The following is a 25232-nucleotide window of genomic DNA, read 5'->3' as shown; positions in this document are numbered from 1 at the left end:
TGCCCGGACCCTGCTCCTGGAGTGCCGGAGGGGCTAGGCGCGGCCCGGTGTCAGGGCCATCCGCAGCGCCAGTGCCGTCATCACCCCGCTCGCCACCAGCGCCGTCGCCAGCCGGCCCCGGTGGCCGGTCGGGGCCCGGCCCAGCAGGGCGCCGCCGCCCGCCAGCAGGACCTGCCAGCTCGCCGAGGCCGCGAAGGCCGCCGTCACGAAGACGGTCCGCTCCGCCGCGCCGGCCGCCGACCCGCTCTGGGAGCCGAGGACCAGCGCCGCGAAGTAGATCACCGTGGCCGGGTTGAGCAAGGTGATGCCGAGCAGCGTCAGGTAGGCCCGCAGGGCGCTCTGGGGTGCGGGTGCGGCCCGTGTGGCGAGCCGGCGGCCGCGGTACTGCCGTACGGCGCCTGCCGCGCCCCAGGAGGCCAGCGCGGCCAGGACGAGGACGCACACCCAGCGCAGCGGGCCCAGAGCGGGACGCAGCGCCGAGGCGAGGGCGGAGCCGCCGAGGACCGCGGCGAGCGCGTACAGGCCGTCGGCAGTGGCGACGCCCAGCGCCGCGGACACACCGGTGCGCAGCGACGTACGGGCGGAGAGGGAGACGAGGTAGGTGCCGACGGCGCCCACGGGGATCGCGATGCCGTACCCGGCCAGCAGCCCCGCGAGCAGCGCGGCGATCACCGGCGCGGGGGAGTCGTGCCTTCCCGGGCGCCGGACTGCTGCTGTCGGCCCGCGACGACGGCGAGGGCAGACGGGGGCAGCGGGAACATGTGCGTGGACATGGGCAGGATCCTGAGGCCTGCCACCCGGTACCGGCAAACGGTTTTGCCTGGCTAGGGTGCCGGGGTGACCGACAAGCCATTCCTCTACGTCGTCGTCTGCGCCGCCGGCGTCGCCGCGGACGTCAGCAAGCTGATCACCGCCGCGCAGGAGCGGGACTGGGAGGTCGGTGTCATCGCCACCCCGGCGGCGATGAACGGCTTCTTCGACGCCGCCGCCGTGGAGGCACAGACCGGCCGCCCGATCCGCTCCGCCTGGCGCCGCCCGGGCGACCCGCGCCCCTTCCCGGCGCCCGACGCCGTGGTGGTCGCCCCGGCGACCTTCAACACCGTCAACAAGTGGGCGGCGGGCATCGCCGACACCCTCGCCGTCGGCACCCTGTGCGAGACGGCCGGGTTCGGCGTGCCGATCGCCGTCCTGCCCTGCGTCGCCGACGCGCTCGCCGCCCACCCCGCCTACCGGGACGCCGTGGCCCGGCTGCGCGGCATGGGCGTCCGCTTCGCCGACCCCTACGCGGGGGAGGGCGAACGGGACGGCGAGCGAGGGGAGTTCGGCTGGGAGCGGGCCCTGGACCTTCTGCGGAGCGGCTGAGCGGCAACCCCTTCGAGTACGCGCGAACACGTACGCTCGCTCCTACGACAGCAACCGTTCCCGACGGCAGGAGCAGCAACGATGCAGTACGTGAAGCTCGGTTCGACGGGCCTGGAGGTCTCGCGCGTCTGCCTGGGCTGCATGACCTACGGCGACCCCGGCCGCGGCAACCACGAGTGGACCCTCGACGAGGAGGCGTCCCGGCCGCTGATCCGGCAGGCGCTGGAAGCGGGGATCACCTTCTTCGACACCGCGAACGTGTACTCGGACGGCACCAGCGAGGAGATCGTCGGCAGGGCGCTGCGCGACTTCGCCCGCCGCGACGACGTCGTGCTGGCCACCAAGGTGCACGGCCGGATGCGGCCCGGACCCAACGGCGCGGGACTCTCCCGCAAGGCGATCATGACCGAGCTGGACCACAGTCTGCGCCGCCTCGGCACCGACTACGTCGACCTGTACCAGATCCACCGCTGGGACCCGCACACCCCCGTCGAGGAGACGATGGAGGCGCTGCACGACGTCGTCAAGGCGGGCAAGGTCCGCTACATCGGCGCCAGTTCGATGTACGCCTGGCAGTTCTCCAAGGCGCAGTACACCGCCGAGCTGCGCGGCTGGACGACATTCGCTTCCATGCAGAACCACTACAACCTGCTCTACCGCGAGGAGGAGAGGGAGATGCTGCCGCTCTGCGCCGACCAGGGCGTCGGCGTGCTGCCGTGGAGCCCGCTCGCCCGCGGCCGCCTCACCCGCGACTGGGGCGTCACCACGGAGCGCAGTGCCACGGACCGGTTCGGCAGCACCCTCTACCCGGAGGGCGACCGCGCGATCGTCGAGGCGGTCGCCCGCGTCGCCGAGGCCGGCGGCGTGCCCCGCGCCCAGGTCGGCCTCGCCTGGCTGCTCCACCAGAACACGGTCACCGCGCCCATCGTGGGCGCGGCGAAGCCGTCCCACATCGAGGACGCCGTGGCGGCGGTCGACCTGACCCTGACGGACAAGGAACTCGAGGAACTCGCCGAGCCGTACACGCCCCACCCGGTGGCGGGTCACTGAGGCACCCGGCCCTTGCGGGGGCCGCCCATGTGCGTGGAGCGGCCCCGCCGGGGTCACCCCATGTCCGCCAGGACCAGTTCCGCCCAGATCGTCTTGCCCTCCGTCGTGTGGCGGGTGCCCCACCGCTGGGTGAGCTGCGCGACCAGGAGGAGACCGCGGCCTCCCTCGTCCCAGGTCTTGGCACGGCGCAGGTGCGGAGCCGTGTGGTTGGTGTCGGAGACCTCGCAGATCAGGGTCGCCGCGTCATGGATCAGCCGCAGCCGGATCGGAGGGGCGCCGTAGCGGATGGCGTTGGTGACCAGCTCGCTCACCACCAGCTCCGCCGTGAACGAGGCTTCGGTGAGCTCCCACGCGGCGAGCTGGTCGAGAACCTGCTTGCGGATGGGGGCGACCAGCGCCGGATCTGCCGGGATGTCCCAGGTGGCGACCTGGGAGGACGGCAGCCCCCGCAGACGGGCCAGCAGCAGCGCCACGTCGTCCGTCGCGCCGCCGGGCACCAGCACGCTGTTCAGCACCCGGTCGCACGTCTCGTCCAGCGGGCCCGACGCACCGGACAGCGCCTCGAGCAGCAGCGCCTCGCCCTGGCCGGTGTCCCGCTCCCGCGACGTGACCAGCCCGTCGGTGTAGAACGCCAGGACGCTGTCGTCGGCCAGCTCGAACTCGGCCGACTCGAACGGCAGTCCGCCGAGCCCCAGCGGCGGCCCCGACGGCAGTTCGAGATGCTGCGCGGGCCCGTTCGGCGGGATCACCACGGGCGGCGGATGACCCGCCCGGGACAGCGTGCAGCGCCGCGACACCGGGTCGTACACCGCGTACAGACAGGTCGCGCCGACCTCCCCGGGACCGGAGTCGCCGCCCGCCTCCTCGGACAGGTGCAGCACCAGGTCGTCGAGGTGGGTGAGCAACTCGTCGGGGGCGAGATCGATGTCGGCGAGGGTGCGCACGGCCGTGCGCAGCCGGCCCATCGTCGCCGACGCCTGGATCCCGTGCCCCACGACGTCCCCGACGACCATGGCGACCCGCATCCCGGACAGCGGGATGACATCGAACCAGTCGCCGCCCACCCCGGAGCGCGCGGCCGGCAGATAGCGGGTGGCCGCCTCCAGGGCCGCCGTCCGCGGCAGGGACCGGGGCAGCAGGCTCCGCTGGAGGGTGAGCGTGGTCTCCCGCTCCCGCGAGTAGCGGCGGGCGTTGTCGATGCAGACGGCGGCGCGCGCCGTGACCTCCTCGGCCAGCAGCACGTCGTCGTGGGTGAACGCCTCCGGCTGGCTGAAGCGGGCGAAGGCGGCCACCCCGAGGGTGGTGCCGCGGGCCTGGAGCGGCACGGACAGGATCGCGTGCACGCCGAACCTCTCGATCCGCCGGGCCTGCGTCTCGTCCTCCGACAGCCAGGAGTCCAGGTCGCCGGACGGCACGGAGGCGACGATGCTGTGGCCTGCGGCCAGCGAGTCCGCCTGCGGCGAGTTCTCCGGGTAGACGACCAGCTCGCCCACGGGGGCGGTGTCCGTCTGGGTGTCGTGGGGCAGTGCCTGCTGGGCGACCCGGCGCAGCGACACCGGCGGGGACAGCCGGCCGGCAGTCTCGCCGCCGCCCTCCTCCGGCTCCAGCAGTTCCACCGAGACGAAGTCGGCGAGCGCGGGCACGCAGACGTCCGCGAGCTCCTGCGCCGTCCGGGTGACGTCCAGGGTGGTGCCGATGCGTGAGCTGGCCTCGTTGACCAGCAGGAGCCGCTCCCGGGCCCGGAACTGCTCGGTGAAGTCGTGGGCGGTCACGCAGACGCCCCGCACCCGCCCCGACCGGTCGGTGAGCGGCGCCAGCCGGGCCAGCCAGGCGTGCGCGTGGCTCTCGGCCCTGGCCTTCATATGGGTCTGCATGTCGTGCGGCCGCCCGGTGCGCAGCACGTGCCGCAGCTGCCGCTCCAGCTCGCTGTGCTGCGGGCGGCCCCCGATGTCGGTGGGCCGCAGCCCGCGCAGATGGTCGGCCGGCAGCCCGAGGAGCCGGGCCATCGCGTCGTTGACCCCGCGCAGCCGCAGCGCCTGGTCGAAGACCATCGTGGCGCACGGCGACTGGAAGACGGCCCGTCTGACCAGCGGGTCGTCGGGCAGGTCGTGGTCGGTGGCCTCCAGCGGGGTGACCGCGAGCCACTCGCCCGGACCGTCGCCGGAGGGCTGCCGGTGGTGGGCGAGCACCCACACGCTCACCGTGCCGCCGTCGCGGTGGCGCAGCACCAGCGTGCCGCTCCAGCGGTCCTCGGGCAGTGGCAGCGGTCCCGCGCTGTCGGCCAGCAGCTCGGCGGCCGGGCGGCCGACGACCTCCTGGGGTCGGTGTCCCAGCAGCAGGCGCGCTCCCTCGCTCCACTGCGTGAGCGTGCCGTCGGCGGCGATGACGGCCCGGGCCGTCACCGCATCGTCGAACGGGTCGTCCGGCCTCATCGTCGCCACTCCATCGCGCACACTCACCGTTAACCGGTGTATCGCCAGAGTCCCAGCCTAGTGCGTCCGCGCCCGGCGTGAACGGGAACCGGTGCCGCCGCCTCCGTACCACCCCGAAACGCTCTCTTCGTGTCACGACCGTTGACGGGGTGTCACATCTGCCACAACCATGGGCGGCGCACGGAGTTGGGAGCGCTCCCATTCGCGCCCCTGTACCCCCGTACCTCCGCAGAGGAGCCCAGACGTGAAACGACGCAGAACCGCGCTGCTGACCCTCACGGGTCTGCTGGCGACCGCGCTCACCGCGATGCCCGCGGCCCCGGCCGGGGCGGACGAGGTCGAGCAGATCCGCAACGGCACGTTCGACGACGGCACCGACCCATGGTGGGCCTCCGAGGGCGTCACCGCGAGCGCCTCCGACGGCCGCCTGTGCGCCGACGTGCCCGGCGGCACCGCCAACCGCTGGGACGCGATCGTGGGCCACAACGACATCGCCCTGCAGGAGGGGGAGACGTACCGCTTCTCCTTCAGCGCGACCGGCTCGCCCGCCGGCCACGTGGTCCGGGCGATCGTCGGCCTCCAGGTGGACCCGTACGACACCTACCACGAGGTGTCGCCGCAGCTCAGCGTGTCCGGCGACGCGTACTCATACACCTTCACCGCACCGGTGAGCACGGACCAGGCGCAGGTCGGCTTCCAGCTCGGCGGCAGCCCCGACCCCTGGCGGTTCTGCGTGGACGACGTGTCGCTGCTCGGCGGCGTCGCCCCCGAGCCGTACGAGCCGGACACCGGGCCGCGCGTCCGGGTGAACCAGGTGGGCTACCTGCCCGCCGGGCCCAAGAACGCCACGATCGTCACCGACGCCACCGAGAAGCTGGCCTGGCACCTCAAGGACGGCCGAGGCCGGGTCGTCCGCACCGGATGGACCGTGCCGCGCGGCGTCGACGCCTCCTCCGGGCAGAACGTCCACTCCGTCGACTTCGGCTCCTACCGGGGACACGGCACCGGCTTCACCCTGACGGCGGACGGCGAGACCGGCCACCCCTTCGACATCGACGCGAAGATCTACGAGCGGCTGCGGCTGGACTCGGCGAAGTACTACTACACCCAGCGCAGCGGCGTGGAGATCCGCGAGGACCTGCGCCCCGGCTACGGCCGCCCGGCCGGCCACGTGGACGTCGCCCCCAACCAGGGTGACGGCGCGGTGCCCTGCCGGCCCGGGGAGTGCGACTACACCCTCGACGTCACCGGCGGCTGGTACGACGCGGGCGACCACGGCAAGTACGTCGTCAACGGCGGCATCAGCACCTGGGAGGTGCTCAGCACCTACGAGCGCGCCAAGCACGCCCGCACCGGCAAGCCGCACAAGCTGGGCGACCGCACCCTGAACATCCCGGAGAGCGGCAACAAGGTTCCCGACATCCTCGACGAGGCCCGCTGGGAGCTGGAGTTCCTGCTGAAGATGCAGGTGCCCGACGGCGAGCCGCTGGCCGGAATGGCCCACCACAAGATCCACGACGAGCAGTGGACCGGGCTGCCCCTGCTGCCCAGCGACGACCCGCAGAAGCGTGAGCTGCACCCGCCGACCACCGCCGCGACCCTGAACCTCGCCGCCACGGCGGCCCAGGCGGCCCGGCTGTACCGCCCCTACGACAAGAAGTTCGCGGACCGCGCCCTGGCGGCGGCGCGCAAGGCCTGGGCGGCCGCGCTGACCCACCCCGACCGCTTCGCCGACCCGGACGACGGCATCGGCGGCGGCGCCTACCCCGACGACACCGTGTCCGACGAGTTCTACTGGGCGGCCGCCGAGCTCTACCTCACCACCGGTGAGCGCCCGTTCAAGGACCACGTGCTGAAGTCCCCGGTGCACACCCAGGACATCTTCGGCCCGATCGGTTTCGACTGGGCGCGCACCGCCGCGGCCGGCCGGTTCGACCTCGCCACCGTGCCGAACAAGCTGCCCGGCCTCGACCGGGTCCGCCGCTCCGTGATCGAGGGCGCCGACCGCTACCTGGCCACCCTGAGGGAGCACCCGTACGGGATGCCGTACGCGCCGCAGGGCAACGTCTACGACTGGGGCTCCAGCCACCAGATCCTCAACAACGCCGTCGTCCTCGCCACCGCCTACGACCTCACGGGCGCGGCGAAGTACCGGGACGGCGCGCTGCAGAGCATGGACTACATCCTCGGCCGCAACGCGCTGAACATGTCCTACGTCACCGGCTACGGCGAGGTGCACGCCAAGAACCAGCACAGCCGGTGGTACGCCCGCCAGCTCGACCCGAACCTGCCCAACCCGCCCGCGGGCACCCTGTCCGGCGGACCCAACTCCAGCATCCAGGACCCGTTCGCCCAGTCGAAGCTGCAGGGCTGCGTCGGACAGTTCTGCTTCATCGACGACATCCAGTCCTGGTCGACCAACGAGCACACCATCAACTGGAACGCCGCCCTGACCCGCATGGCCGCCTTCGTGGCCGACCAGGGCTGACCGGCTTCCTTCCCGCGCGGGCCGGTGACCACCTGGTCACCGGCCCGCGCCCGTATCCCCGGTACCTCAGCGCACTCGCCCCGACCTGCGGATATTTACTGTTCAGTACCCGAGCGGTACCGTAATCCCATGCCAGCTCTCAACGTGGAGTTCAGCGACCGCGAGCTCGAGGACCTGCGGCAGATCGCCAAGGAACGCGGTACGTCCATGAAGGCGCTCGTACGGGAGGCGGCGGCGGCGGACATCGCCCGTCACCGCGCCCTTCAGGAGGGCGCCGAGGCCTTCCGCCGCTTCTTCGCCACGCACGCCGACGAGTTCGCGGCCGCGTTCCCCGACGACGAACCGCCCGTCAAGGGCGCGGGGCGGGCCGCCTGACCGATGCCGCCCGTACTGCACATCGACGTGCCCTGGCTGCTCCAGCGGCACGAGGAGGTCCTCCCGGACCAGCCCTCCGTCAACGACTTCTCCGCGCTCGTCGCGGCCGTCGCCCGGCACCGCGTCGACCCGCCCCGGCTCGGCGTGGACTCGGACGCCGCCTGGCGGGCCGCCGCCCTGCTGCACACCCTCGCCGTGCTCCGCCCGCTGCCCTCGGCCAACGCCCGCTTCGCCTGCGCCACGGCCGTCGCCTACATGTACGTCAGCGGGGCCGGCATCGACCCGCCCTACGGCGCCCTGGTCGACCTCGCGCGCGACCTGATCTCCGGCGCGACCGACGTGTACGGCGCCGCCGACCGGCTGCGGTCCTGGCAGATCTGACACCCGCCCCGGAGCAGGCGCCTTCCCGTGGCCGCCGGCCGAGGGGCGGGAGGGAGCGGGCCGGCGGCCGGGCGCGCGGGCGGTGCCGCCGTCGCCGCGCGTGACCTACGAGAAGGGCCCCTCCAGTGCACCGCGCCGCGGTGCGCTCCGGCAGCGTGCGCGGCCCGGCGGTGCGGACGCGCCGTTCACACGGGGTGCGCGCCGTGGAAAAGGCACGCCGGGGAGTGGCGTACGCCTTCACATCACACCTTGGCCACACCTTCCCGTCACCTCTTTTCAGAGAACCCCGCGGCCTCCGGGAAAAGGCGCCGCGAATGCCGGAAGTCGGTTCACGGAGCAGCTTCTCTTTTTGACTTTCTGTCAACGCGGGGATGTTGCCCGACCGCCTTGTTGGCCGCGCACGGGTTGTGCGAGAGTGAGCCACCCGCGAGGGGGTAAAGGCCGGGGGCGCTCGCGAGTTGGCGAAACGGGTCGGAAGCGCCGCCGGACAATTCCCGCCCTCCGCGCCACACCCAAGAGGTATGCACCAATCCTGCGTCCCTTTTCGGTGTCGGAAACGCTCGAATGTCACATGCGCTGTGGGAAGGAACCAATCTCAGTGCACACCCCCCACCCCCCTCGTCCTCCCTATCCCCCGCCGGGCGGTGATCCCGGGGAATCCGACGAGGCGCTGGCCGCGCGGCTGCGGGGCCGTCCGGAGGCGGAAGCCGCGCGCTCCGTCGCCCTGCTGACGGCGCGCCACTGGCACGCCGTGCACGACTACGCGACCGTGTGCCTCGCCGCCGGCGGGCGGACCGCCGCCATGGTCACCGGGGCCGCCCTGCACCGTGTGCTCGACCGGGTCGCGCTCGGCGAGTCCGCCGTGGCCCTCCGTCCCGTCCTTCTCGTGGGGGTGCGGGACACCGTCCGCGAGTGGGCCGCCGACGACCGTGTGGCCGAGGTGCTGCCGGGGCTGCTGAAGCCGGCGGGCGGACGGGGCATGCGCGCGGCGACGACCATGACGCCGGAGAACCGCACCCTCGCCCTGCGGGCGTTCCGGTCCCTGCCCGCGCTCGCTCGCTGCCTGCTCTGGCACGTCGAGGTCGAGGCCGAGCCGATATCCGTGCCCGCCGGGCTGCTCGGCACGGACGTCGACCTCGCGTCGGGGGCGCTCGACCAGGCCCGCGACAAGTTCCGCCAGGGTCTCGTCCGCGCCCACCAGGAACTGGCGCCGACCCAGGAGTGCCGCTTCCACAACCGGTTGCTGGACGTGCCCATCCGCCGGGGCGGTGAGCTGCTGCCCGACGTGCGCCGGCACATGGCCGAGTGCCGCTACTGCCGCAACGCGGCCGAGCAGCTCGGCCACTTCGAGTCCGGACTGGGCACGCTCCTCGCGGAGGCGGTGCTGGGGTGGGGTGCCCGCCGCTACCTCGACTCGCGACCGGGCCGCGCCGTGGCCGGCCCGCGCTCGGGACGGAGCGGACGCCGCCGTCGCCGCGCCGACGGGGACGGCCGGGCCGGCGTCCGCCACCGGCTGCTCTCCCGGCTCCCGGTGCCCGACCGGCTCGCCATGGCGCTGCCCGACCCGGTGCGCTCCACCCGCACCCTGCTCACCGGCCTCGGCGCGGTGTCCGCCGGCGTGCTGGTCAGCGTGCTCATCGCCGGATCGTCCGGTCCCGACGGGGGTTCCGCCGATCCGACCGGCGCCACCGGCGCGGGCGGCCGGGCCGCCGTGCCGTCCGCCTCCCCGCCCGGCGCGGCCGGACTGCCCTCGGCGCCCGACCGCACCCGGCTGCGCAACGTCGCCTCCGGCCTGTGCCTGGACACCCGCGACGAACCGCAGGACGGCTCCGGTACCCGGCTGGCGAAGTGCTCCTCGGCGTGGACCCAGCAGTGGACGTACGAGGAGGACGGACTGCTGCGCAGTGTGGCCGATCCGGGGCTGTGCCTGGACTCGCACAAGGACGCCGGCGTGGTCGTCCTCGGCGCCTGCGCCGACTCCGGCGACCGGACCGCCGACGACGTGCGGTACGACCTCACGGTGCAGGGCGAGCTGGTGCCGCGCTGGGACGTGCAGCTGGCGCTCACCCCGTCAACCCCTGACGCGAACGCCGACATCGTCGTCAAGGTGCGCGACCGGACCGTGGAGCAGCGCTGGGCCGCCGAACCGGTCCGCTCCGCCGACGCGTCCAGCGAGTCCCTCTCCGTCACCCTCCCGGCGGCCCCGTCCGCCCGGCACGCCGGCCTGACCGGACCGGTGAGCTGAGCCGCGCGACTCCGGGGCGGCCCGGCGGCCGCCCCGGACGGGACGTCAGACCGCCGCCTCGGCGAGGTCGCCGGGACCCACCGTGCCCGGACCCGAGTGGCCCGACAGGGCGAGGGTGAGGTCGAGTTCGGCGAGCAGGCAGCGGATCACGTGCTCCACGCCCGCCTGCCCGTCCAGGCCGAGCCCGTAGACGTACGGACGGCCCACCAGCACTGCCCGGGCGCCCAGCGCGAGCGCCTTGAAGACGTCGTCGCCGGTGCGCACCCCGCTGTCGAACAGCACGGTGAGCCGGTCGCCGACGGCCCGCACCACACCGGGCAGGGCGTCCGCGGCGGCGACCGCGCCCGCCACCTGCCGGCCGCCGTGGTTGGACACCACCACGCCGTCCATGCCCGCATCGGCCGCGAGGCGGGCGTCGTCGGGGTGGCACACACCCTTCAGGACGATCGGGCCGTCCCAGTTCTCCCGCAGGAACGCCAGATCCGGCCAGGTCTTCGCCGGGTCGGCGAACATGCCCACGAAGTGCATCACCGCCGCGTTCGGGTCCTCGTGCACCGGCTTGGCGAGCCCCGCTCGGAACGCCGGGTCGGAGAAGTAGTTGGCGGTGCCCACGCCGTGCAGGAACGGCAGGTACGCCTGGTCGAGGTCGCGCGGCCGCCAGGACAGCAGAGGTGTGTCCAGCGTGACGACCAGCGCCGTGTACCCGGCCGCCTTCGCCCGGTTCAGGAAGGACCGCGCCACCTCCACGTCCTTCGGCCAGTACAGCTGGAACCAGCGCTCCGCGTCCCCCATCGCCTCCGCCACCTGCTCCATCGGCGTGCTCGACGCGGACGACAGCACGAACGGCACGCCCTGCGCGGCCGCGGCGCGCGCGGCCGCCGGCTCGGCGTCCGGATGCATGATCGACAGCACCCCGACCGGCGCGAGGGCGAGCGGCGCGGGCAGCTGACGGCCCAGCACCTCCACCGACAGGTCGCGCTCGTGGACGTCCCGCAGCATGCGCGGCACGATCCGGCGGCGGTCCAGGGCGGCCCGGTTGGCGCGGGCGGTGCTGCCGTCACCCGCGCTGCCGGCGACGTAGCCGACCGGGCCGGGGCCGAGGCGCCGCTCCGTCAGTTCCTCCAGCCGGGTCAGGTCGGTCGGCAGCCGCGGCACGGCCCCCGTCATCCCGTTCAGGTAGATCTCGTACTGGAAGTCGGCCCAGTGCTTCGCCATCCGTCCCGCCCTGTCTCGTGGTGCCTCGGGGTGCCTCGTGGTCCCGACGCATACTGGCCGGTATGCGCCGGTCGCGTCCAGCGTCCGGTGACAGGACGCTCCCTCCGCCTCGGGTGACGCGCGGCGTGCTCGGAGATGACCGAGGAGCGTCCCTTTCATGACCGCAAGGGGTTTCTATTCGCCCTGCGCACGACGAAATCGGAATGTTTCAGGCCGATTAACGGGCGGCGGGAATTCGGCCATCTGGCAACTTCGCTTCTGTGGAGGCCGTGCGTTTACCGGGTCGACGCGTGTGCACTTGGTCACTTCGCGCCACTGATTCAATACGCAATGTTACTGAAATGCATGGGGTCGAGGTGAGTTTCCGCCGGGGACTCGGCAGACTCCGGCACGCCGGTTCGGCACCAACCGAGCACGGGCCGGCAACCGAAGAAACGAAGCGGAAGGATGCACACGATGCGGAACACCGCGCGCTGGGCCGTCACCCTCGGTCTCACGGCCACAGCCGTCTGCGCCCCCCTCTCCGGGGCCGCGTTCGCCGCCCCGGGAGATGCCCCGTCCGCGCTCTACGCCCCCTCTGCCCTGGTGCTCACCGTCGGCAAGGGCGTCAGCGCGACGACCGCCACACCGGAACGCGCGGTCACCCTGACCTGTGCCCCGGGCCCCTCAGGCACCCACCCGGCCGCCGGGTCGGCCTGCGCCGAACTGGCCGTAGTCGGCGGCGACCTGAGCGCGCTGACCCGGACCGAGGACGCCATGTGCCCGATGGTGTACGACCCGGTGCTGGTCACCGTGGACGGCGTCTGGCAGGGCAAGAGGGTCTCGTACGAGCGCGTCTTCTCCAACGACTGCGAGATGAACGCGCACGGCTCGAGCGTCTTCGCCTTCTAGAGACCGGGATCGCACGGTTCCCGTGACCGCGTGGCGGCCCGCGGACTGGGGAGTACGGGGCACCGCGCGGGCAGTGCGATCCCATGGGAGGCCGGCGGGCGGAGTGGGGCCGCCCGCCGGCCTCCGGGCTTTTCACCGGGGTGCCGTGAGGTCAGGCGCGGTCGCGGTGGCTGGTGTCGCACCAGGGGTAGCGGCGGCTGCGCCGGCAGGTGCACAGGGCCACCTGGAAGCGGTCGGAGGACACCACCGAACCGTCCTCCATCTCCACCTCCACCGGACCCTCCACCAGCATCGGCCCCTTGCGGCTCATGACGACCCGGCGGGCCTCGCCGGACGCGGCCTCCGAAGCGCCGGCGCCGGCCGGCCGCACGGGATCAGACGGGCTGTTCGGCACGGACCACCACCAGCTCCTCGTCGTTCTCGTCCGGTGACAGCAGCCCGCACTCCCGCAGCCACTCCACCCGGGTCCGCAGCACCGGGCCGAAATCGATGCGCTGCCGCTGCGTCACCGCCGACTTCAGTCCCGCGGACCGCAGACAGTCCACGGTCGCACCGGGGTCGCTGAGCGCCGACTGCACCAGCAGCAGCACCCCGCCCGGCCGCAGCAGATCCGGAGCCTCCAGGCAGATGCGGTCGAGCACGAGCCGCCCGTCACCGCCCGCGTCCCAGGCGCGGGCCGGGCCGCGCGGCGGCCGGTGCGCACCGGGGGCGGGCACGTACGGGGGATTGGCGAGGACCAGGTCGAACGACCGTCCCCGCACCGGTTCGAACAGGTTGCCCCGTACGACCTCGAGGGGAAGGCCCGCCCGCAGCGCGTTCAGCCGGGCCGCGTACACGGCCCGCCGTGACACGTCGACCGCGGTCACCCGGGCGCCACGCCGGGCGGCGGTCAGGGCCAGGGCACCGGAACCGGTGCCGACGTCGAGGACGGCCGCGCCCGGCGCCACCGGCTCGTCGGCCAGGGCCGCCGCCAGCAGCGCGGTGTCCTCCTGCGGGGCGTACACGCCCGGGAGTACCAGACTTTTCACAGGCGGCCGAGTACCCCGTTGCTCAAGAGCCATGGGTAACCTCCTGTGACAGGGGAGTACGCAGCGCGGAGCGGCCCTCGCTCCAGTCGGCGAGCAGCCGGTCGCCGAGCCGGTCCTCCGTGAACACCGTGGCCGCCACACCGAACGCGACGTCCGGCGCCAGCTCCGGCTCGTCCTCCAGCAGACCGCCGATGACGTCCTTGCGGACCACCTGCTCGTGCACCGCGTCCGCCTCCACGTGCTCGTCGTAGAAGTGCTCGGCGGCTGGGCCCGCGCCCGTGCGGCGCATGGCCTCGGCGAGCCGCCGGGACCCCGGCGAGGACGTGATCTCGACCGTCGCGAAGTGGCCCACCAGGGCGCCCCGCAGTGTGCGGTGCAGGCCGAACAGCGACATCAGGTTGACCGTGGCCAGCAGCTCCGCGCCGGCCGCCTCGAGATGGCGGCCGTACGTCGTGTCCAGGCCCAGGTCCGTCATCAGGTCGGCCCACAGCCGGGCGTGCACCCGGTCGGCGCGCCCGCCGCCGAACTCGTCGAACTCGACGGCCGCCATCGCCGCCTTGGCTCGGCCGCGCAGCCGTGGCAGCACCCAGGCGTGCGGGTCGGCCTCCTTCAGGTGGTACAGGGAGCGCAGGGCCGCGTACTCGCGCAGCTGCCACAGCTCGCCCTTGTCGCGCAGGAAGTGGCTGACGCCCGTGCCGTCCACCGGCTCGACCAGGATCCCGGCGAGCGCGTCGTCCACGCTGTCGTGGTGCGGGGCGTCCTCGCGGAGCGCGGCGAGGAAGCGCCGCTCCATGGCGGCCCGGGTCCGCAGCAGGTCCGGGTCCCACTCCAGGGTGGGCGCCACGTCCGCGAAGCCGCGGTAGTGCAGTTCGTAGCAGAGGTAGAGGGCCAGCTGGAGGTCCTCGCCGTACACCGGGGCGGCGGCGGCCTCCGCCTCGGAGGGCAGCGGGCCTGAGCCCCGCAGATACGTCGTCACGGCGCGGCTGAGCGGCCCGCGCGGGGCGGGCAGCAGAGGTTCGTCTCGGGGGTCGTCCATGTGCCCCGAGTACCCGGACGGCGGACACGAACGCCCGGCAGCGTGGCGGGGCGTCCGTGCGGGGTACTGTGATCAGCCAGATCACCGGCGGGCTCCAGGACATCGGCTACACCATCCCCGGCCAGGCGTGGACGTACTGGAACCAGGGCCCGGGGCCCGGCCCCAGCTTCCTCGAGGGCGGCAGCGGGCAGGACTGGTCCCGCAGTACGGGCCGTGCGATGGCCGCGAACCTGCTGGGCGTCGCCCGCGCCCTCGCCGTCCGCCCTCTCGGGGCGCCGCCGCAGTAGGGCGGAGGGTTACGACTGCTCGCCCTCCGACTCCTCCTGGGCCTGGGTGTTCGGCGTGACCGCCTCTCCCGCCTCGCCGTGGTGGCGGCGGTCCTCGTCGGACTCCTGGGTGCGGCGCTCGGCCTCCTCCACCTCGCGCAGCACCTCGTCGAGGGCCGACTCGGACGGCTTCGGGGTGTCGTCGTGCTCGGACAACGGGGTCTCCTCACATCGTGCTGGTCGTGTTCGTACCTCAGTGCCGGGCGGCGGCGATGCGCAGCGGCACCGGGCCCGCGCCGTCCGACTCCTTCTCGCTGCGCCGGGCGATCTCCGCCCACCAGGCCGGGCCGTCCTCCGAATGGCGCAGCAGCACCCCCTCGCGCAGGGCCCAGGGGCAGATCGTCACCGTCGCCAGGCCGGTCAGCTTCATCGCGGTGTGCGCCACCACGGCGCCCGCCAGGCTCTGCGTCGCGCGGGGCGCGGAGATGCCGGGCAGCCGGGCACGTTCGGCGGCGGGCAGGGCTGCCAGCCGGTCGACGGCCCCGCGCAGGTCGGCGGCGGACAGCACCCGCTCCACGAACGGGCCGTGCCGTCCTGGCGCGGCCCCGCACAGCCGGCCGAGCTGCTGGAAGGTGCGGGAGGTGGCGACCGCCGTGCGCGGGCCCTCCCAGCGGATCCGGGCCGCCGCGTCGCGCAGCTGGTGACGCACCCGCCGGCGCAGGGCGCGCACCCGGTCCGGCGAGGGCGGGTCCTCGTCCTCGAAGTACTCGTGGGTCAGCCGCGCCGCGCCCAGCGGCAGCGAGGCGGCGAAGTCGGGCAGCCGGCCGCGCCCGAAGGCGACCTCCAGCGAGCCGCCGCCGATGTCCAGCATGGCGAGCGGCCCGCAGCGCCAGCCCATCCAGCGGCGCGCCGCGAGGAAGGTGAGCTCCGCCTCGACCTCGCCGGGCAGGGTGCACAGCTCGACGCCGGTCCGTTCCCGCACCGTGCGCAGCACCTCCTGCCGGTTGGGGGCACCGCGCACCACGGCCGTGGCGAACGCCAGGGGACCGGCGGCACCCCACAGCGTGGCGGCCCGGTCCGCCGCCGCGACAGCGTCGACCAGGTCCTCCACGGCGCGGTCCGGCACCGGTCCGCCGGGCGTGACCTGCTCGGACAGCCGCAGCCGCCACTTGGCGGTGTGCACGGGCAGGGGCGCACCGCCCTCCGTGTCCGACACGACGAGCCGGACGGTCTTCGACCCGACATCCACCACGCTGGTCCGCATGGCCCGTGGGTACCCACTTCCCGCCCCGGCCAACGGGCGGCCCGCACGGAAGGACGGATACACGCCACGGCGGACCCGGACTTACATTCCTTGACGGGAATATAACCGTGGAGGAATAATCGGAGCCATGTCCGACTCCGCCCTCTGGAGCGCCCTCGCCGACCCGCACCGGCGGGCCGTCGTCGCGCTGCTGCGGACCGGCCCCCGGACCGTGGGGGAGATCGCGCAGGCGTGCGAGCTGAGCCAGCCCAGCGCCTCCAAGCACCTCAAGGTGCTGCGCGAGGCCGGTCTGGTCCGGGTCCGGCGGGAGGCGCAGCGCCGCGTGCACACCCTCGACCCCGCCCCGCTCGCCGCACTCGACGCCTGGCTGGCGCCGTACCGGAAGCTGTGGGGCGAGAGCCTCGACGCGCTGGGCCGCCGCCTGGACGCGCGGCCGGACACCACCGAACCGACCCAGAAGGACTGATCGCCATGGCCGCCCAGCCCACCGGCACCTTCCTCACCCTGGACGACGGCCGCCCCGCCGTCCGCTTCGTCCGCGAGTACGACCACCCCGTCGACCGGGTCTGGAGGTTCGTCACCGACGCCGACGAACTCGTCCACTGGTTCCCCTCCCGCGCCGAGATCGACCTGCGTCCCGGCGGCGCCGTCGTCTTCGGCGGCGACCCCGCCCTGGAGGACTCCACCGGCCGGGTCGTCGCGGTCGACCCGCCCCGCCACCTCTCCTTCACCTGGGAGGAGGACGAGATCCACTTCGACCTGGAGGAGCTGGGGGAGAAGCGCACCCGCTTCACCCTCACCAACGTGCTGGGCACCGAGAACACCGCCGCCCGCAACAGCGCCGGCTGGGACGTGTGCCTCTCCGCGCTGGACGCTCGGGCGCGCGGCGAGCGCTTCGAAGGACCGCACGCAGGCCCGGAGGCGCCCGCCCGGGCGCTGTACGAGGCCTACGTCGCGGCCGGGACGCCCTCGGGCGCGCCCTACCCGGGCGCGGACGACTGACGGCTCAGGCGAGCTGCCGGCGCACCAGCTCGTGCAGACGCCCCTGCGTGTCGGCGAGCAGCTCGGAGGGCGTGCCCTGCTGGACCACCTTCCCGGCCTCCATCACCACCACCCGGTCCGCGTCCAGCACCGTCGACAGACGGTGCGCGATGACGATGCGGGTCGCCCGCAGCGCCTTGGTGCTCTCGATGACCGCGCGCTGCGTCTCGTTGTCCAGGGCGCTGGTCGCCTCGTCGAAGAAGAGGATCCGCGGCCGGCGGATCAGCGCCTGGGCGATCATCAGCCGCTGCCGCTGACCGCCCGAGACCGCTCCGCTGCCGGACACGATGGTGTGCAGCCCCATCGGCATCCGCCGGATGTCCTCCGCGAGGCCCGCCATCTCCGCCGCCGCCATCGCCTCCTCCGGCGTGTACGGCTCGCTCCCGCAGATCACGTCCAGGATCGACCCGGTGAACGGCTGGGCGTGCTGAAGCACCACACCGCACTGCCGGCGCACCGCCGACTGGTCGAGCGCCGCGAGGTCCTGACCGTCGTACAGCACGCTGCCGGACTGCGGGCGGTCGAAGCCGATGAGCAGCCGCAGCAGTGTCGACTTGCCGCAGCCGCTCGGCCCGACCACCGCCACGAACTCGCCCGGCCGCGCCTCGAACGACACGTCGTCCAGCACGAGCGGGCCGTCGTCGGAGTAGCGGAACGACACCCGCCGTGCCTCGATCGCACCGGTCAGCGGCCCCGGCCGGGTGCTCGCCGCGCGCACCTCGGGCGTCGCGTCCAGCACCGGCCGGATCTGCTCGAACAGCGGCAGCGCGGCGACCGCCGAGACGAACGAGCCGGTCAGCTGGGTCACCGACGTCAGCACCATCGTCACCGACGTGTTGAAGGTGAGGAACTCCGCCGCCGTCATCGACCCGCGCGCCGGACCCGCCAGCAGCATGAACATCCCCAGCGTGCACAGCGGCAGATACACCGCGCCCAGCACCGCCGTCAGATTCTTGATCCGCCCGGCCTTCTGCTGGAGCTCACGGCTGCGCGCGAACTGCGACGCCCACGCCGCGTACGCGTAGTTCTCCGCCGCCGCCACCCGCAGCTTCGGCAGGCCGCGCAGCGTCTGGAACGCCTGGTTGTTCAGCTTGTTGCCGAGCACCACCAGCCTCCGCTGCCAGCGCACCTGCCACAGTCCAAGACCCAGGAACACGCCCGCGATCACCACCAGCATGCCCATCGCGGCCAGCGCCATCGGCACGCTGAACCACAGCAGCAGCGCCAGGTTCACCGCGCCCACCGTGACCGACTGGGTCACCGTGGGCCCGACGCCGGCCAGCATCCGGCGGATCGCGCTGATGCCCATCGCCGCGCTCGCCAGCTCACCCGTGGACCGCTCCGTGAAGAACCGGGTCGGCAGCCTGAGCAGCCTGTCCCACACCGCCGGCTGGAGCGTGGCCTCCACCCGGCCCTCCAGCCGCAGCAGCGTGAGGTTCTGCAGCAGCATGAAAGCGGCCGCCACCACACTGCTGAGGATCACCGCCAGACACACCTGCACGATCAGGTCCGTCTGCGCCTTCGGCACGTACTCGCCGAGAATCCGGCCCGTCGCCAGCGGCACCAGCGCCCCCAGCACCACCGTCACCAGACCGCTCAGCAGCAGCCCCGTCAGGTCGCCCCGGGTGCCGCCCATGCAGAACCGCATCAGCCGCAGCGGGCTCAGCCGCCGTTCGGGCAGCGGACGGTAGAACATCACCGCGCGCGGCTCGAACTCCTCGGCGTTCGCCTTCTCCACCGGCGTCTCGCGCCCGGTCGACGGATGAACGGCCACATAACCGCCGCGCCGCCACAGCAGCGCCACCGGCGCCCCCGACAGGGCGCGGTGACCCACCAGCGGCCCCACGTCGTCGCGCCACCACCGGCCCTCGAGACGCACCACCCGGGTGCGCAGCCGCGAGGCCAGCGCCACCTGTTCCACCGGATCCAGCCGGTCGGCGCCGGTCCCGGACTGCGCCGGCGGGGCCAGGGTGATCCCGGCCGCCCGCGCCACCAGCTCGCACGCCGCGTACGTGGCGTCCGCGTCCGCGGCCGTCGTAGGCCGGCCCGACCGCTTCCCGATCGACGCGAGCAGCGTCCGGTCGGCCTGTGCCCGCACCGCCTCACCGGCGGCGATGCCCTGCGCCGTGCGCGACTCGTGCGTCTCCTCCAGCTGCTCGATCCACCGGTCCAGCGTGGTCATCAGCCGGTACTGCTGGTCGACCATGCTCTGCCACAGGGACGGGTCCATCAGCAGGTCGGCCGCGGCCTCCGCACCGTACACGGAGCCGTACTGCACGCTGCCCGGCGGCACCTGCATCCAGAACACGTCGTCGTCCGTGGGCGCCGCCGCCCGCTCCGTCGCCATCGGCGCCTGGAACAGCACGGCGAGGCTGCGGCCCACGCCCAGCGCGAGCGCGTACTCCAGCGGGCTCGTCGTCGGCGGCACGTACTGCGGGTTGCCGTACTCGTCGTACGACCAGGTCTGGGTGTGGGCCTCCTGGTACAACTCGCGCAGCGCGATGCGGTGCACCACGCAGTCCCGCAGCGGCCGCGCCACCAGCGTGTGCGCCGGACCCGCCACCGGGCCCAGCACCAGCGAGCCCGCCTCCAGACGGCCCAGGTGGTGCCAGTGCCCCTGCTGCTCCGCGTCCACCGCGAACAGGTCCACAGCGCCGGACGCGATCAGCCACAGCACCTGCGGCCCCTCCAGGTCCAGCCGCCCGGACCCGGAGCAGTCGATCGGGGTGCCCAGCGCGCCGAGCGCGCCCAGGACGACGTCGCCGCCCTGCCCCTCGTACACGGCAGTCATCTCATCGCTCCCTGACCAGCGCCGCGTACGCCCCGCCGCGCGCCACCAGCTCCTCGTGCCGCCCGCGCTCCACGACCGTGCCCTGGTCCAGCACGACGATCTCGTCGCTGTCGCGGACCGTGGACAGCCGGTGCGCGATCACCACGCACGCGCAGCCGCGGCGGCGCAGGTTGTCCATCACCACCAGCTCCGTCTCGGCGTCCAGCGCGCTGGTCACCTCGTCGAGCACCAGGATGCTGGGCCGCCGCACCAGCGCCCGTGCGATCTCCAGACGCTGGCGCTGACCGCCGGAGAAGTTCCGGCCGTCCTGCTCGACCGGGCTGTGGATGCCGCCCGGACGGCGCACGATCACGTCGTACAGCGCCGCGTCCTTCAGCGCCTCCACCACCGCCTCGTCCGGGATCGACGGGTCCCACAGCGCCACGTTGTCCCGCACCGTCCCGTCGAACAGGAACACGTCCTGGTCGACGAAGGAGACGGAAGCGGCCAGCGCCCCGCGCGGGATGTCCTCGATGCGCTGCCCGTCGATCCGGATCACGCCCTCCCACGGGGTGTACAGCCCCGAGATCAGCCGTGACACGGTCGACTTGCCGCTGCCCGAGCCGCCCACCAGCGCCACCTGCTGCCCCGGACCGACCGTCAGGTCGAAGCCGGTCAACAGCGGCTTGTCCAGCGGGTTGTAGCCGAAGGTGAGGTTCTGCAGCTCCACATGGCCGTGCAGCCGCCGGGTCGACTCACCCGCGCCCGGACGCCCGTACAGCGGGTCCGTCCGGAAGTTCTCGACGTCCTTCAGCCGGGCCACGTCGGCGGCGAAGTCCTGGATACGGCCCGCCACCCCGTTCAGCCGGGTCAGCGGCGCCGTGAACCGGGCGACCAGCGCCTGGAAGGCGACCAGCAGACCGACCGAGATGTGCCCCTCGACCGCCCGCATGCCGCCGATCCACAGGATCAGCGCGCTGTTCAGCGTGGCCAGCGTCGGCGCGACGATGCCGAGCCACGCGCTCGGAATCCCGAGCCGCTGCTGCTCCTCCAGCGTGGTGGCGTGCTGCCCGGCCCACTTGCGGAAGTAGCCGTCCTCGCCGCCCGTCGCCTTCAGCGTCTCGATCAGCTGGAGTCCCGTGTACGCGGTGTTGGTGAGCCGTGCCGTGTCCGCGCGCAGCTTCGCCGTACGGGTGGCGCGCAGCCGGATCACGATCCGCATCGCCAGGATGTTCAGCAGCGCCACCCCGATGCCCACGAACGTGAGCTGCGGGTCGTACGTGTACAGCAGCACCGCGTACAGCACGACCACGACCGCGTCGACGCCCGCCGCCGACAGGTCACGGGCCAGCGTCTCGGCCACCGCGTCGTTGGACTGGAGGCGCTGCACCAGGTCGGCGGGGCTGCGCTGGGAGAAGAACGTCACCGGCAGCCGCAGCAGATGGCGTAGGAAGCGCGCACTGGAGAGCGTCGACGAGATGATCCGGCCGCGCAGGAGGTTGGCCTGCTGGAGCCAGGTCAGCAGCAGCGTCAGCAGGACGCAGGCGCCCATCGACGCGAAGAGCACGTCGAGCATCGACGTCTGCTGCCCGATCAGGAACTCGTCGATGAAGGTGCGGCTCAGACCGGGCAGCGCCGCGCCCACCGCCACCAGCAGCAGACTGGTCAGCACCACGGCGGGCATCGTGCCCGCGGTGCCGCGCAGCCGCGCCGGCATGGCGCCGAGCACACCGGGCTTGCGGCCGCCCCGGGTGAAGTCGTCGCCGGGCTCCATCACCAGCACCACGCCGGTGAAGCTTCCGTCGAACTCCTCCAGCGGCACGAACCGGCGGCCCTTGGCGGGGTCGTTGACGTACACCCCGCGACGGCCGAAGCGGCGGCCCATGCCGTCGTAGACGACGTAGTGGTTGAACTCCCAGAACAGGATGGCCGGCGCCGTCACCTCGGCGAGGGCGGCCAGGTCCATCTGCATGCCCTTGGCGGTCAGCCCGTAGCTGCGGGCCGCCTTCAGCAGGTTGCTGGCGCGCGAGCCGTCCCGCGATACGCCGCACGCGATGCGCAGCTCCTCCAGCGGGACGTGACGGCCGTAGTGGCCCAGCACCATCGCGAGCGAGGCGGCGCCGCACTCCACGGCCTCCATCTGGAGCACGGTGGGCGTACGGACCGTCTTGACGCGGGACTTGGGCACCTTGCGGCGCGGCGGTGCGGCGCGGCGTCTGCCGCGGGTCTCCTGTGCGGTGCTCACGGCAGCAGCCAATCCACGGGACGCTGGTCGGACAGCCGGATGGAACCGCTGGCCAGGGTCATCGACGTCAGCTCGAACGGCGGGCCGTCGGCCGAGGACCAGGCGTAGCCGCTCTCCGTGCTGTCGGAACGCTTCAGCTTCACGGTGACCGCCACCGGCCTGCCGTCCCGGGTGAACTCCTCGCCGAGCTGGGTGTCGCCGAGGAACGCGGCGATCTGGCGCGGGGACTGGGCGGAGCGGTCCACCTCCGTCACCTCGCCGCGCAGCACGCCGTACTCCTGGCTCGGCACCGACTGCACCGTCAGGTCGACGGAGGCGTGCGCGGGGATGCCGGCGGCCTTCTGCGCGGGCACGTACACCGTGGCGTACAGGGGGGCCTTCGCGCGGCTCACCTTCTCCACCGCGGCGACGTCCGCGCCGGTCGCGATGATCTGCCCGGCGCTGGCGGCGAGCGCGGTGATCCGGCCCGCCTGAAGGGTGCGCACGACCTCGTCCCCCTCCGGGGTGCGGACCTTGAGCACCGGGGAGCCGGCCGGGAGCCGCTCGCCCTCGCGCGCGAGCACGGCGGTGACCTGACCGGCGAAGGGGCTCTGCAGGATGTAACTGCCCTGCCCGTACGTGAGGACGGCGGGCGCCTGGACCGTGGAGGTGACCGAGCCGGTCAGCGCCCACACGGACGCGGCGGCCATCGCGATCAGGGTGACGGACAGCACCAGCCAGCCCTGCGGGCGGGCGAAACGCACCGGGAGGTCGAGATCCTCCGGTGACTGGAGCTTGGCGAGGGCCTGTTGGCGGAATTGCACGGGTCTTCCCTCACCTGGGTGAACTGTGCGACGTGACGGAAGGACTGCGGACGCACCACAGAGTCCCGGAGCCGGGGTACGGCTCCGGGACTCGGCGGAACGAGGACGCGATCAGAGACCGGCGACCAGGTTGGTGACCGGGGCCGTGTTCAGGCCGGTGGCACCCTCGACGGTGCCGACGACCGTGTCGACCAGGCCGGAAACCGGGGCGATGCTGTCCAGGGCGCCGGTGAGGGTGTTCACGGCGTTGACGGACAGACCGCCGGAGACGGCGTCGAGCTCGGCGTCGGCGATCTCGACGGTCTCGACCTGGGGGGTGGAGTTCATGATGGAACTTCCCTTCGTATGGACTTTCACAAGGGGGGAGCGGCCCCCCTCTGGGGACAGATGAAGGCCGCGACCGCGGGCGCTCCGAGCGCCCGTCGCCGGGAGCCCGGAACGGCCTTGCGGTGCGATGGATCAAAGCACGCGGCAACCGGCCGCTTCCAATTCCTCACACGCCCCACCAGGCAACTTGCGCCCAGGTGGCACCCAACGGTGCAGACGAGGGCACGGCTCGGCGGCGACTTCTTCACACGGGCCACGGCATCGACGCATCGGGCCACTTGCGCCCCGTTGCCGGAAAGCGACACACCGGCCGCAAAGGCGTGTGCCGGGTACGCGCCCTGTGAACGGACGGCGGGTCAGGTGACCGGGTTGGGCATTCGATGTGCAGATTCGCCGAAGCCGGGATTCGGCCGGGGGACGGACACCGAGCGTCCGTGGCCGGTGGCGGACGGTGATCGTCCGCCGCGCGTTGAACACCCCTCAACTCCCTTGCGTACCAACGACCGTCCAGGCGCCCCGAACAGCCGTCGGACGGCGGCACGACTCCGGTCCCCCCAGGAGGTCGAGAAGTTTGAGTCACAAGCGAATCCCGAAGCGCAAGGCCGCGATGGCCGTGGGAGGTGTGGTGGCCCTCGGTGCCGCCGCGATCCTGCTCCCCAACGCCAACGCGTCCCAGGGCGGTGCGTCGGACGGCGTCGCGGCCGCGCCGAGGACACTGAAGGCCGGTGACGCCTCGGACCTCGCCACCCGGCTCGCCGGAACGCTCGGCGACGCCTACGCGGGCGCCTGGTACGACGGCGAGGACAAGCAGCTCGTCGTCAACGTGGTGCGCGGCGAGGACACCATGGCCCTCGAGGTCCGCAGCGCGGGCGCGAAGGTCCGCTGGGTCGACAACAGCATGTCCGAACTCGAGTCCGGGGCGGGGACGCTGAAGTCGGAGGCGACCATCCCGGGCACCTCCTGGGCGGTCGACCCGCGCACCAACAGGATCGTCGTCACCGCGGACAGCACGGTCACCGGCGACGAGTGGGAACAGCTGGAGTCCACCGTCGACAACCTCGGCTCCGGCATGGCCACCCTCAAGAAGTCCGCGGGCACCTTCCGTACCTTTGCGTCCGGCGGCGACGCCATCTTCGCGGGCGGGGCACGCTGTTCGCTCGGCTTTAACGTCACCGCGGGCGACGGCAGCCCGGCGTTCCTCACCGCCGGACACTGCGCCGCCGCCGGCGACGAGTGGTCCGACCAGCAGGGCGGCCCGCCGATCGCCACGGTCGACCAGGCGCTGTTCCCCGGCGCGGGCGACTTCGCGCTCGTCACCTACGACGACCCGGCCACCGAGGCGCCGAGCGAGGTGAACGTCGGCGGCCAGACGGTCCCGGTCCTCCAGGCCGCCGAGGCCACCGTCGGCCAGCAGGTGTTCCGCATGGGCAGCACCACGGGCCTCGCCGACGGCCAGGTGCTCGGCCTGAACGCCACCGTGAACTACCCCGAGGGCACGGTCACCGGGCTCATCCAGACCGACGTGTGCGCGGAGCCCGGCGACAGCGGCGGCTCCCTCTTCACCCAGGACGGTCTGGCCATCGGCCTGACCTCCGGCGGCAGCGGCGACTGCACCGTGGGCGGCGAGACGTTCTTCCAGCCCGTCACCACCGCCCTCGAGGCCGTCGGCGCGACCCTCGACGCCGGCGGTGCGGGCGCCGGCGACCAGGCCGGCGACCAGGCGGGCGGCCAGGAGCAGGGTGCGGGCCAGGAGGCCGGCGACGGCCAGGCCGGTGCGGAGGACCAAGCGGGCGCCGGCGACCAGGCAGGCGCCGGTGACCGGGCCGGCGGCGAGGACGCCGGTGCCGGGCAGGACGGCGCGGCCGGCCAGGACATGCAGGACGGGACCGGTGCCGGTACCGGCCGTCACTCCGGTCAGGACTCCGGGCTGTCCCGGACACACTGACCCGCGCGTGCCGCAGCCGTGTGCGTGAGGCGCCCCCGGCCGTGTACGGGCCGGGGGCGCGCCCCTGT

The 25232-nt window shown here is 73.3% G+C and carries 22 protein-coding genes and 1 pseudogene; 11 read left to right on the top strand and 12 right to left on the bottom strand.

All coding sequences use genetic code 11. The features are described from left to right. Positions 1–33 precede the first annotated feature (33 nt). A complete protein-coding gene (locus ACF1AG_RS17045) occupies positions 34–672 on the bottom strand; it encodes a LysE family transporter (RefSeq protein WP_391809962.1) in 639 nt (212 codons plus the stop codon). Between the two features lie 165 nt (positions 673–837). Here ACF1AG_RS17045 and ACF1AG_RS17040 point away from each other — a divergent pair, with 165 nt between their 5' ends. Both ACF1AG_RS17040 and ACF1AG_RS17035 read left to right on the top strand, forming a co-directional pair. Then, complete coding sequence (locus ACF1AG_RS17040) at positions 838–1362, top strand: flavoprotein (RefSeq protein WP_359607178.1); 525 nt, start codon at positions 838–840, stop codon at positions 1360–1362. Positions 1363–1443: 81 nt separating this feature from the next. Next, complete coding sequence (locus ACF1AG_RS17035; protein WP_391809961.1) at positions 1444–2412, top strand: aldo/keto reductase; 969 nt, start codon at positions 1444–1446, stop codon at positions 2410–2412. Positions 2413–2465: 53 nt separating this feature from the next. Here the strand turns inward: ACF1AG_RS17035 and ACF1AG_RS17030 are convergent, their stop codons facing one another. Continuing rightward, entirely contained in the window at positions 2466–4844 is a 2379-nt protein-coding gene (locus ACF1AG_RS17030; RefSeq protein WP_359607174.1) for a SpoIIE family protein phosphatase, read from the bottom strand. Positions 4845–5088: 244 nt separating this feature from the next. Between ACF1AG_RS17030 and ACF1AG_RS17025 the strand changes: the two genes are divergently transcribed. The 4 genes from ACF1AG_RS17025 to ACF1AG_RS17010 all read left to right on the top strand — a co-directional run bounded on the left by ACF1AG_RS17025 (position 5089) and on the right by ACF1AG_RS17010 (position 10333). Beyond that, the gene (locus ACF1AG_RS17025) at positions 5089–7332 is read left to right on the top strand and encodes a glycoside hydrolase family 9 protein (protein WP_391809960.1); all 2244 of its coding nucleotides are present in this window, start codon (positions 5089–5091) and stop codon (positions 7330–7332) included. Positions 7333–7461: 129 nt separating this feature from the next. Then, on the top strand, positions 7462–7707 hold the full coding sequence (locus ACF1AG_RS17020; protein ID WP_033275293.1) for a hypothetical protein: 246 nt from the start codon (positions 7462–7464) through the stop codon (positions 7705–7707). Positions 7708–7710: 3 nt separating this feature from the next. Then, on the top strand, positions 7711–8088 hold the full coding sequence (locus tag ACF1AG_RS17015; protein WP_391809959.1) for a toxin Doc: 378 nt from the start codon (positions 7711–7713) through the stop codon (positions 8086–8088). Between the two features lie 598 nt (positions 8089–8686). After that, positions 8687–10333, top strand: coding sequence for an RICIN domain-containing protein (locus ACF1AG_RS17010; protein ID WP_391809958.1), 1647 nt, complete (start codon positions 8687–8689; stop codon positions 10331–10333). Positions 10334–10378: 45 nt separating this feature from the next. Here ACF1AG_RS17010 and ACF1AG_RS17005 read toward each other — a convergent pair whose 3' ends face one another. Next, positions 10379–11548 (bottom strand): lactate 2-monooxygenase, encoded by a 1170-nt coding sequence (locus ACF1AG_RS17005; protein ID WP_359605583.1) that lies wholly within the window; start codon positions 11546–11548, stop codon positions 10379–10381. Positions 11549–12004: 456 nt separating this feature from the next. On the opposite strand from ACF1AG_RS17005, the gene ACF1AG_RS17000 reads away from it, so the two are divergent. Next, positions 12005–12439 (top strand): subtilase-type protease inhibitor, encoded by a 435-nt coding sequence (locus ACF1AG_RS17000; RefSeq protein ID WP_391809957.1) that lies wholly within the window; start codon positions 12005–12007, stop codon positions 12437–12439. A gap of 151 nt (positions 12440–12590) precedes the next feature. Here the strand turns inward: ACF1AG_RS17000 and ACF1AG_RS16995 are convergent, their stop codons facing one another. From ACF1AG_RS16995 to ACF1AG_RS16985, 3 genes are read right to left on the bottom strand one after another with little or no spacing between them, the layout of a single operon-like run. Then, positions 12591–12833, bottom strand: a complete 243-nt coding sequence (locus ACF1AG_RS16995; RefSeq protein ID WP_391809956.1) for a CDGSH iron-sulfur domain-containing protein — start codon at positions 12831–12833, stop codon at positions 12591–12593. Next, positions 12814–13500, bottom strand: coding sequence for a HemK2/MTQ2 family protein methyltransferase (locus tag ACF1AG_RS16990; protein ID WP_387795172.1), 687 nt, complete (start codon positions 13498–13500; stop codon positions 12814–12816). Before ACF1AG_RS16990 ends, ACF1AG_RS16995 begins: the two co-directional genes overlap by 20 nt. Further along, positions 13490–14503 (bottom strand): iron-containing redox enzyme family protein, encoded by a 1014-nt coding sequence (locus ACF1AG_RS16985; protein ID WP_359748937.1) that lies wholly within the window; start codon positions 14501–14503, stop codon positions 13490–13492. The genes ACF1AG_RS16990 and ACF1AG_RS16985 overlap by 11 nt, the downstream gene beginning before the upstream one ends. 68 nt (positions 14504–14571) lie before the next feature. Here ACF1AG_RS16985 and ACF1AG_RS16980 point away from each other — a divergent pair. After that, positions 14572–14790: pseudogene (locus ACF1AG_RS16980) on the top strand (flavodoxin family protein); the annotation flags it as partial. Positions 14791–14799: 9 nt separating this feature from the next. Here the strand turns inward: ACF1AG_RS16980 and ACF1AG_RS16975 are convergent. Continuing rightward, complete coding sequence (locus ACF1AG_RS16975) at positions 14800–14985, bottom strand: hypothetical protein (protein WP_359605578.1); 186 nt, start codon at positions 14983–14985, stop codon at positions 14800–14802. Between the two features lie 37 nt (positions 14986–15022). Then, positions 15023–16033: a Ppx/GppA family phosphatase gene (locus ACF1AG_RS16970; protein ID WP_391809955.1), complete on the bottom strand. Its 1011-nt coding sequence runs from the start codon at positions 16031–16033 to the stop codon at positions 15023–15025. Between the two features lie 127 nt (positions 16034–16160). Between ACF1AG_RS16970 and ACF1AG_RS16965 the strand changes: the two genes are divergently transcribed. Both ACF1AG_RS16965 and ACF1AG_RS16960 read left to right on the top strand, forming a co-directional pair. Continuing rightward, positions 16161–16499 carry an ArsR/SmtB family transcription factor gene (locus ACF1AG_RS16965; protein WP_391809954.1) on the top strand — a complete coding sequence of 113 codons (339 nt, stop codon included), beginning with the start codon at positions 16161–16163 and terminating at the stop codon, positions 16497–16499. Positions 16500–16504: 5 nt separating this feature from the next. Continuing rightward, positions 16505–17035 (top strand): SRPBCC family protein, encoded by a 531-nt coding sequence (locus ACF1AG_RS16960; protein WP_359748932.1) that lies wholly within the window; start codon positions 16505–16507, stop codon positions 17033–17035. Positions 17036–17039: 4 nt separating this feature from the next. Here ACF1AG_RS16960 and ACF1AG_RS16955 read toward each other — a convergent pair whose 3' ends face one another. The 4 genes from ACF1AG_RS16955 to ACF1AG_RS16940 form a co-directional block, all read right to left on the bottom strand. After that, entirely contained in the window at positions 17040–19865 is a 2826-nt protein-coding gene (locus ACF1AG_RS16955; protein ID WP_391809953.1) for an NHLP bacteriocin export ABC transporter permease/ATPase subunit, read from the bottom strand. A gap of 1 nt (position 19866) precedes the next feature. Beyond that, positions 19867–22089: an NHLP family bacteriocin export ABC transporter peptidase/permease/ATPase subunit gene (locus ACF1AG_RS16950; RefSeq protein WP_387795167.1), complete on the bottom strand. Its 2223-nt coding sequence runs from the start codon at positions 22087–22089 to the stop codon at positions 19867–19869. Next, positions 22086–22892, bottom strand: coding sequence for an HlyD family efflux transporter periplasmic adaptor subunit (locus ACF1AG_RS16945; protein WP_359605566.1), 807 nt, complete (start codon positions 22890–22892; stop codon positions 22086–22088). The genes ACF1AG_RS16950 and ACF1AG_RS16945 overlap by 4 nt, the downstream gene beginning before the upstream one ends. Before the next feature lie 111 nt (positions 22893–23003). After that, a complete protein-coding gene (locus ACF1AG_RS16940; protein WP_359748927.1) occupies positions 23004–23219 on the bottom strand; it encodes a type A2 lantipeptide in 216 nt (71 codons plus the stop codon). Positions 23220–23790: 571 nt separating this feature from the next. On the opposite strand from ACF1AG_RS16940, the gene ACF1AG_RS16935 reads away from it, so the two are divergent. Beyond that, positions 23791–25164, top strand: coding sequence for a S1 family peptidase (locus ACF1AG_RS16935; protein ID WP_391809952.1), 1374 nt, complete (start codon positions 23791–23793; stop codon positions 25162–25164). Positions 25165–25232: the final 68 nt, after the last annotated feature.

Origin of the sequence: Streptomyces sp. NPDC014764 (assembly GCF_043082785.1) — a bacterium.
Taxonomy (GTDB): domain Bacteria; phylum Actinomycetota; class Actinomycetes; order Streptomycetales; family Streptomycetaceae; genus Streptomyces; species Streptomyces althioticus.
Note: the sequence above shows the minus strand (reverse complement) of the source record. Positions and strands in the feature narration are given on the sequence as shown.

Excerpts from the sequence above, each read along its gene's own strand:
- ACF1AG_RS16970 (WP_391809955.1), bottom strand. The coding sequence starts at position 16,033 with ATGCGGACCAGCGTGGTGGATGTCGGGTCGAAGACCGTCCGGCTCGTC.
- ACF1AG_RS17035 (WP_391809961.1), top strand. The coding sequence starts at position 1,444 with ATGCAGTACGTGAAGCTCGGTTCGACGGGCCTGGAGGTCTCGCGCGTC.
- ACF1AG_RS17020 (WP_033275293.1), top strand. The coding sequence starts at position 7,462 with ATGCCAGCTCTCAACGTGGAGTTCAGCGACCGCGAGCTCGAGGACCTG.
- ACF1AG_RS16955 (WP_391809953.1), bottom strand. The coding sequence starts at position 19,865 with ATGACTGCCGTGTACGAGGGGCAGGGCGGCGACGTCGTCCTGGGCGCG.
- ACF1AG_RS17005 (WP_359605583.1), bottom strand. The coding sequence starts at position 11,548 with ATGGCGAAGCACTGGGCCGACTTCCAGTACGAGATCTACCTGAACGGG.
- ACF1AG_RS16965 (WP_391809954.1), top strand. The coding sequence starts at position 16,161 with ATGTCCGACTCCGCCCTCTGGAGCGCCCTCGCCGACCCGCACCGGCGG.
- ACF1AG_RS16985 (WP_359748937.1), bottom strand. The coding sequence starts at position 14,503 with ATGGACGACCCCCGAGACGAACCTCTGCTGCCCGCCCCGCGCGGGCCG.
- ACF1AG_RS17030 (WP_359607174.1), bottom strand. The coding sequence starts at position 4,844 with ATGAGGCCGGACGACCCGTTCGACGATGCGGTGACGGCCCGGGCCGTC.
- ACF1AG_RS16990 (WP_387795172.1), bottom strand. The coding sequence starts at position 13,500 with ATGGCTCTTGAGCAACGGGGTACTCGGCCGCCTGTGAAAAGTCTGGTA.
- ACF1AG_RS17015 (WP_391809959.1), top strand. The coding sequence starts at position 7,711 with ATGCCGCCCGTACTGCACATCGACGTGCCCTGGCTGCTCCAGCGGCAC.
- ACF1AG_RS16960 (WP_359748932.1), top strand. The coding sequence starts at position 16,505 with ATGGCCGCCCAGCCCACCGGCACCTTCCTCACCCTGGACGACGGCCGC.
- ACF1AG_RS17000 (WP_391809957.1), top strand. The coding sequence starts at position 12,005 with ATGCGGAACACCGCGCGCTGGGCCGTCACCCTCGGTCTCACGGCCACA.
- ACF1AG_RS16940 (WP_359748927.1), bottom strand. The coding sequence starts at position 23,219 with ATGAACTCCACCCCCCAGGTCGAGACCGTCGAGATCGCCGACGCCGAG.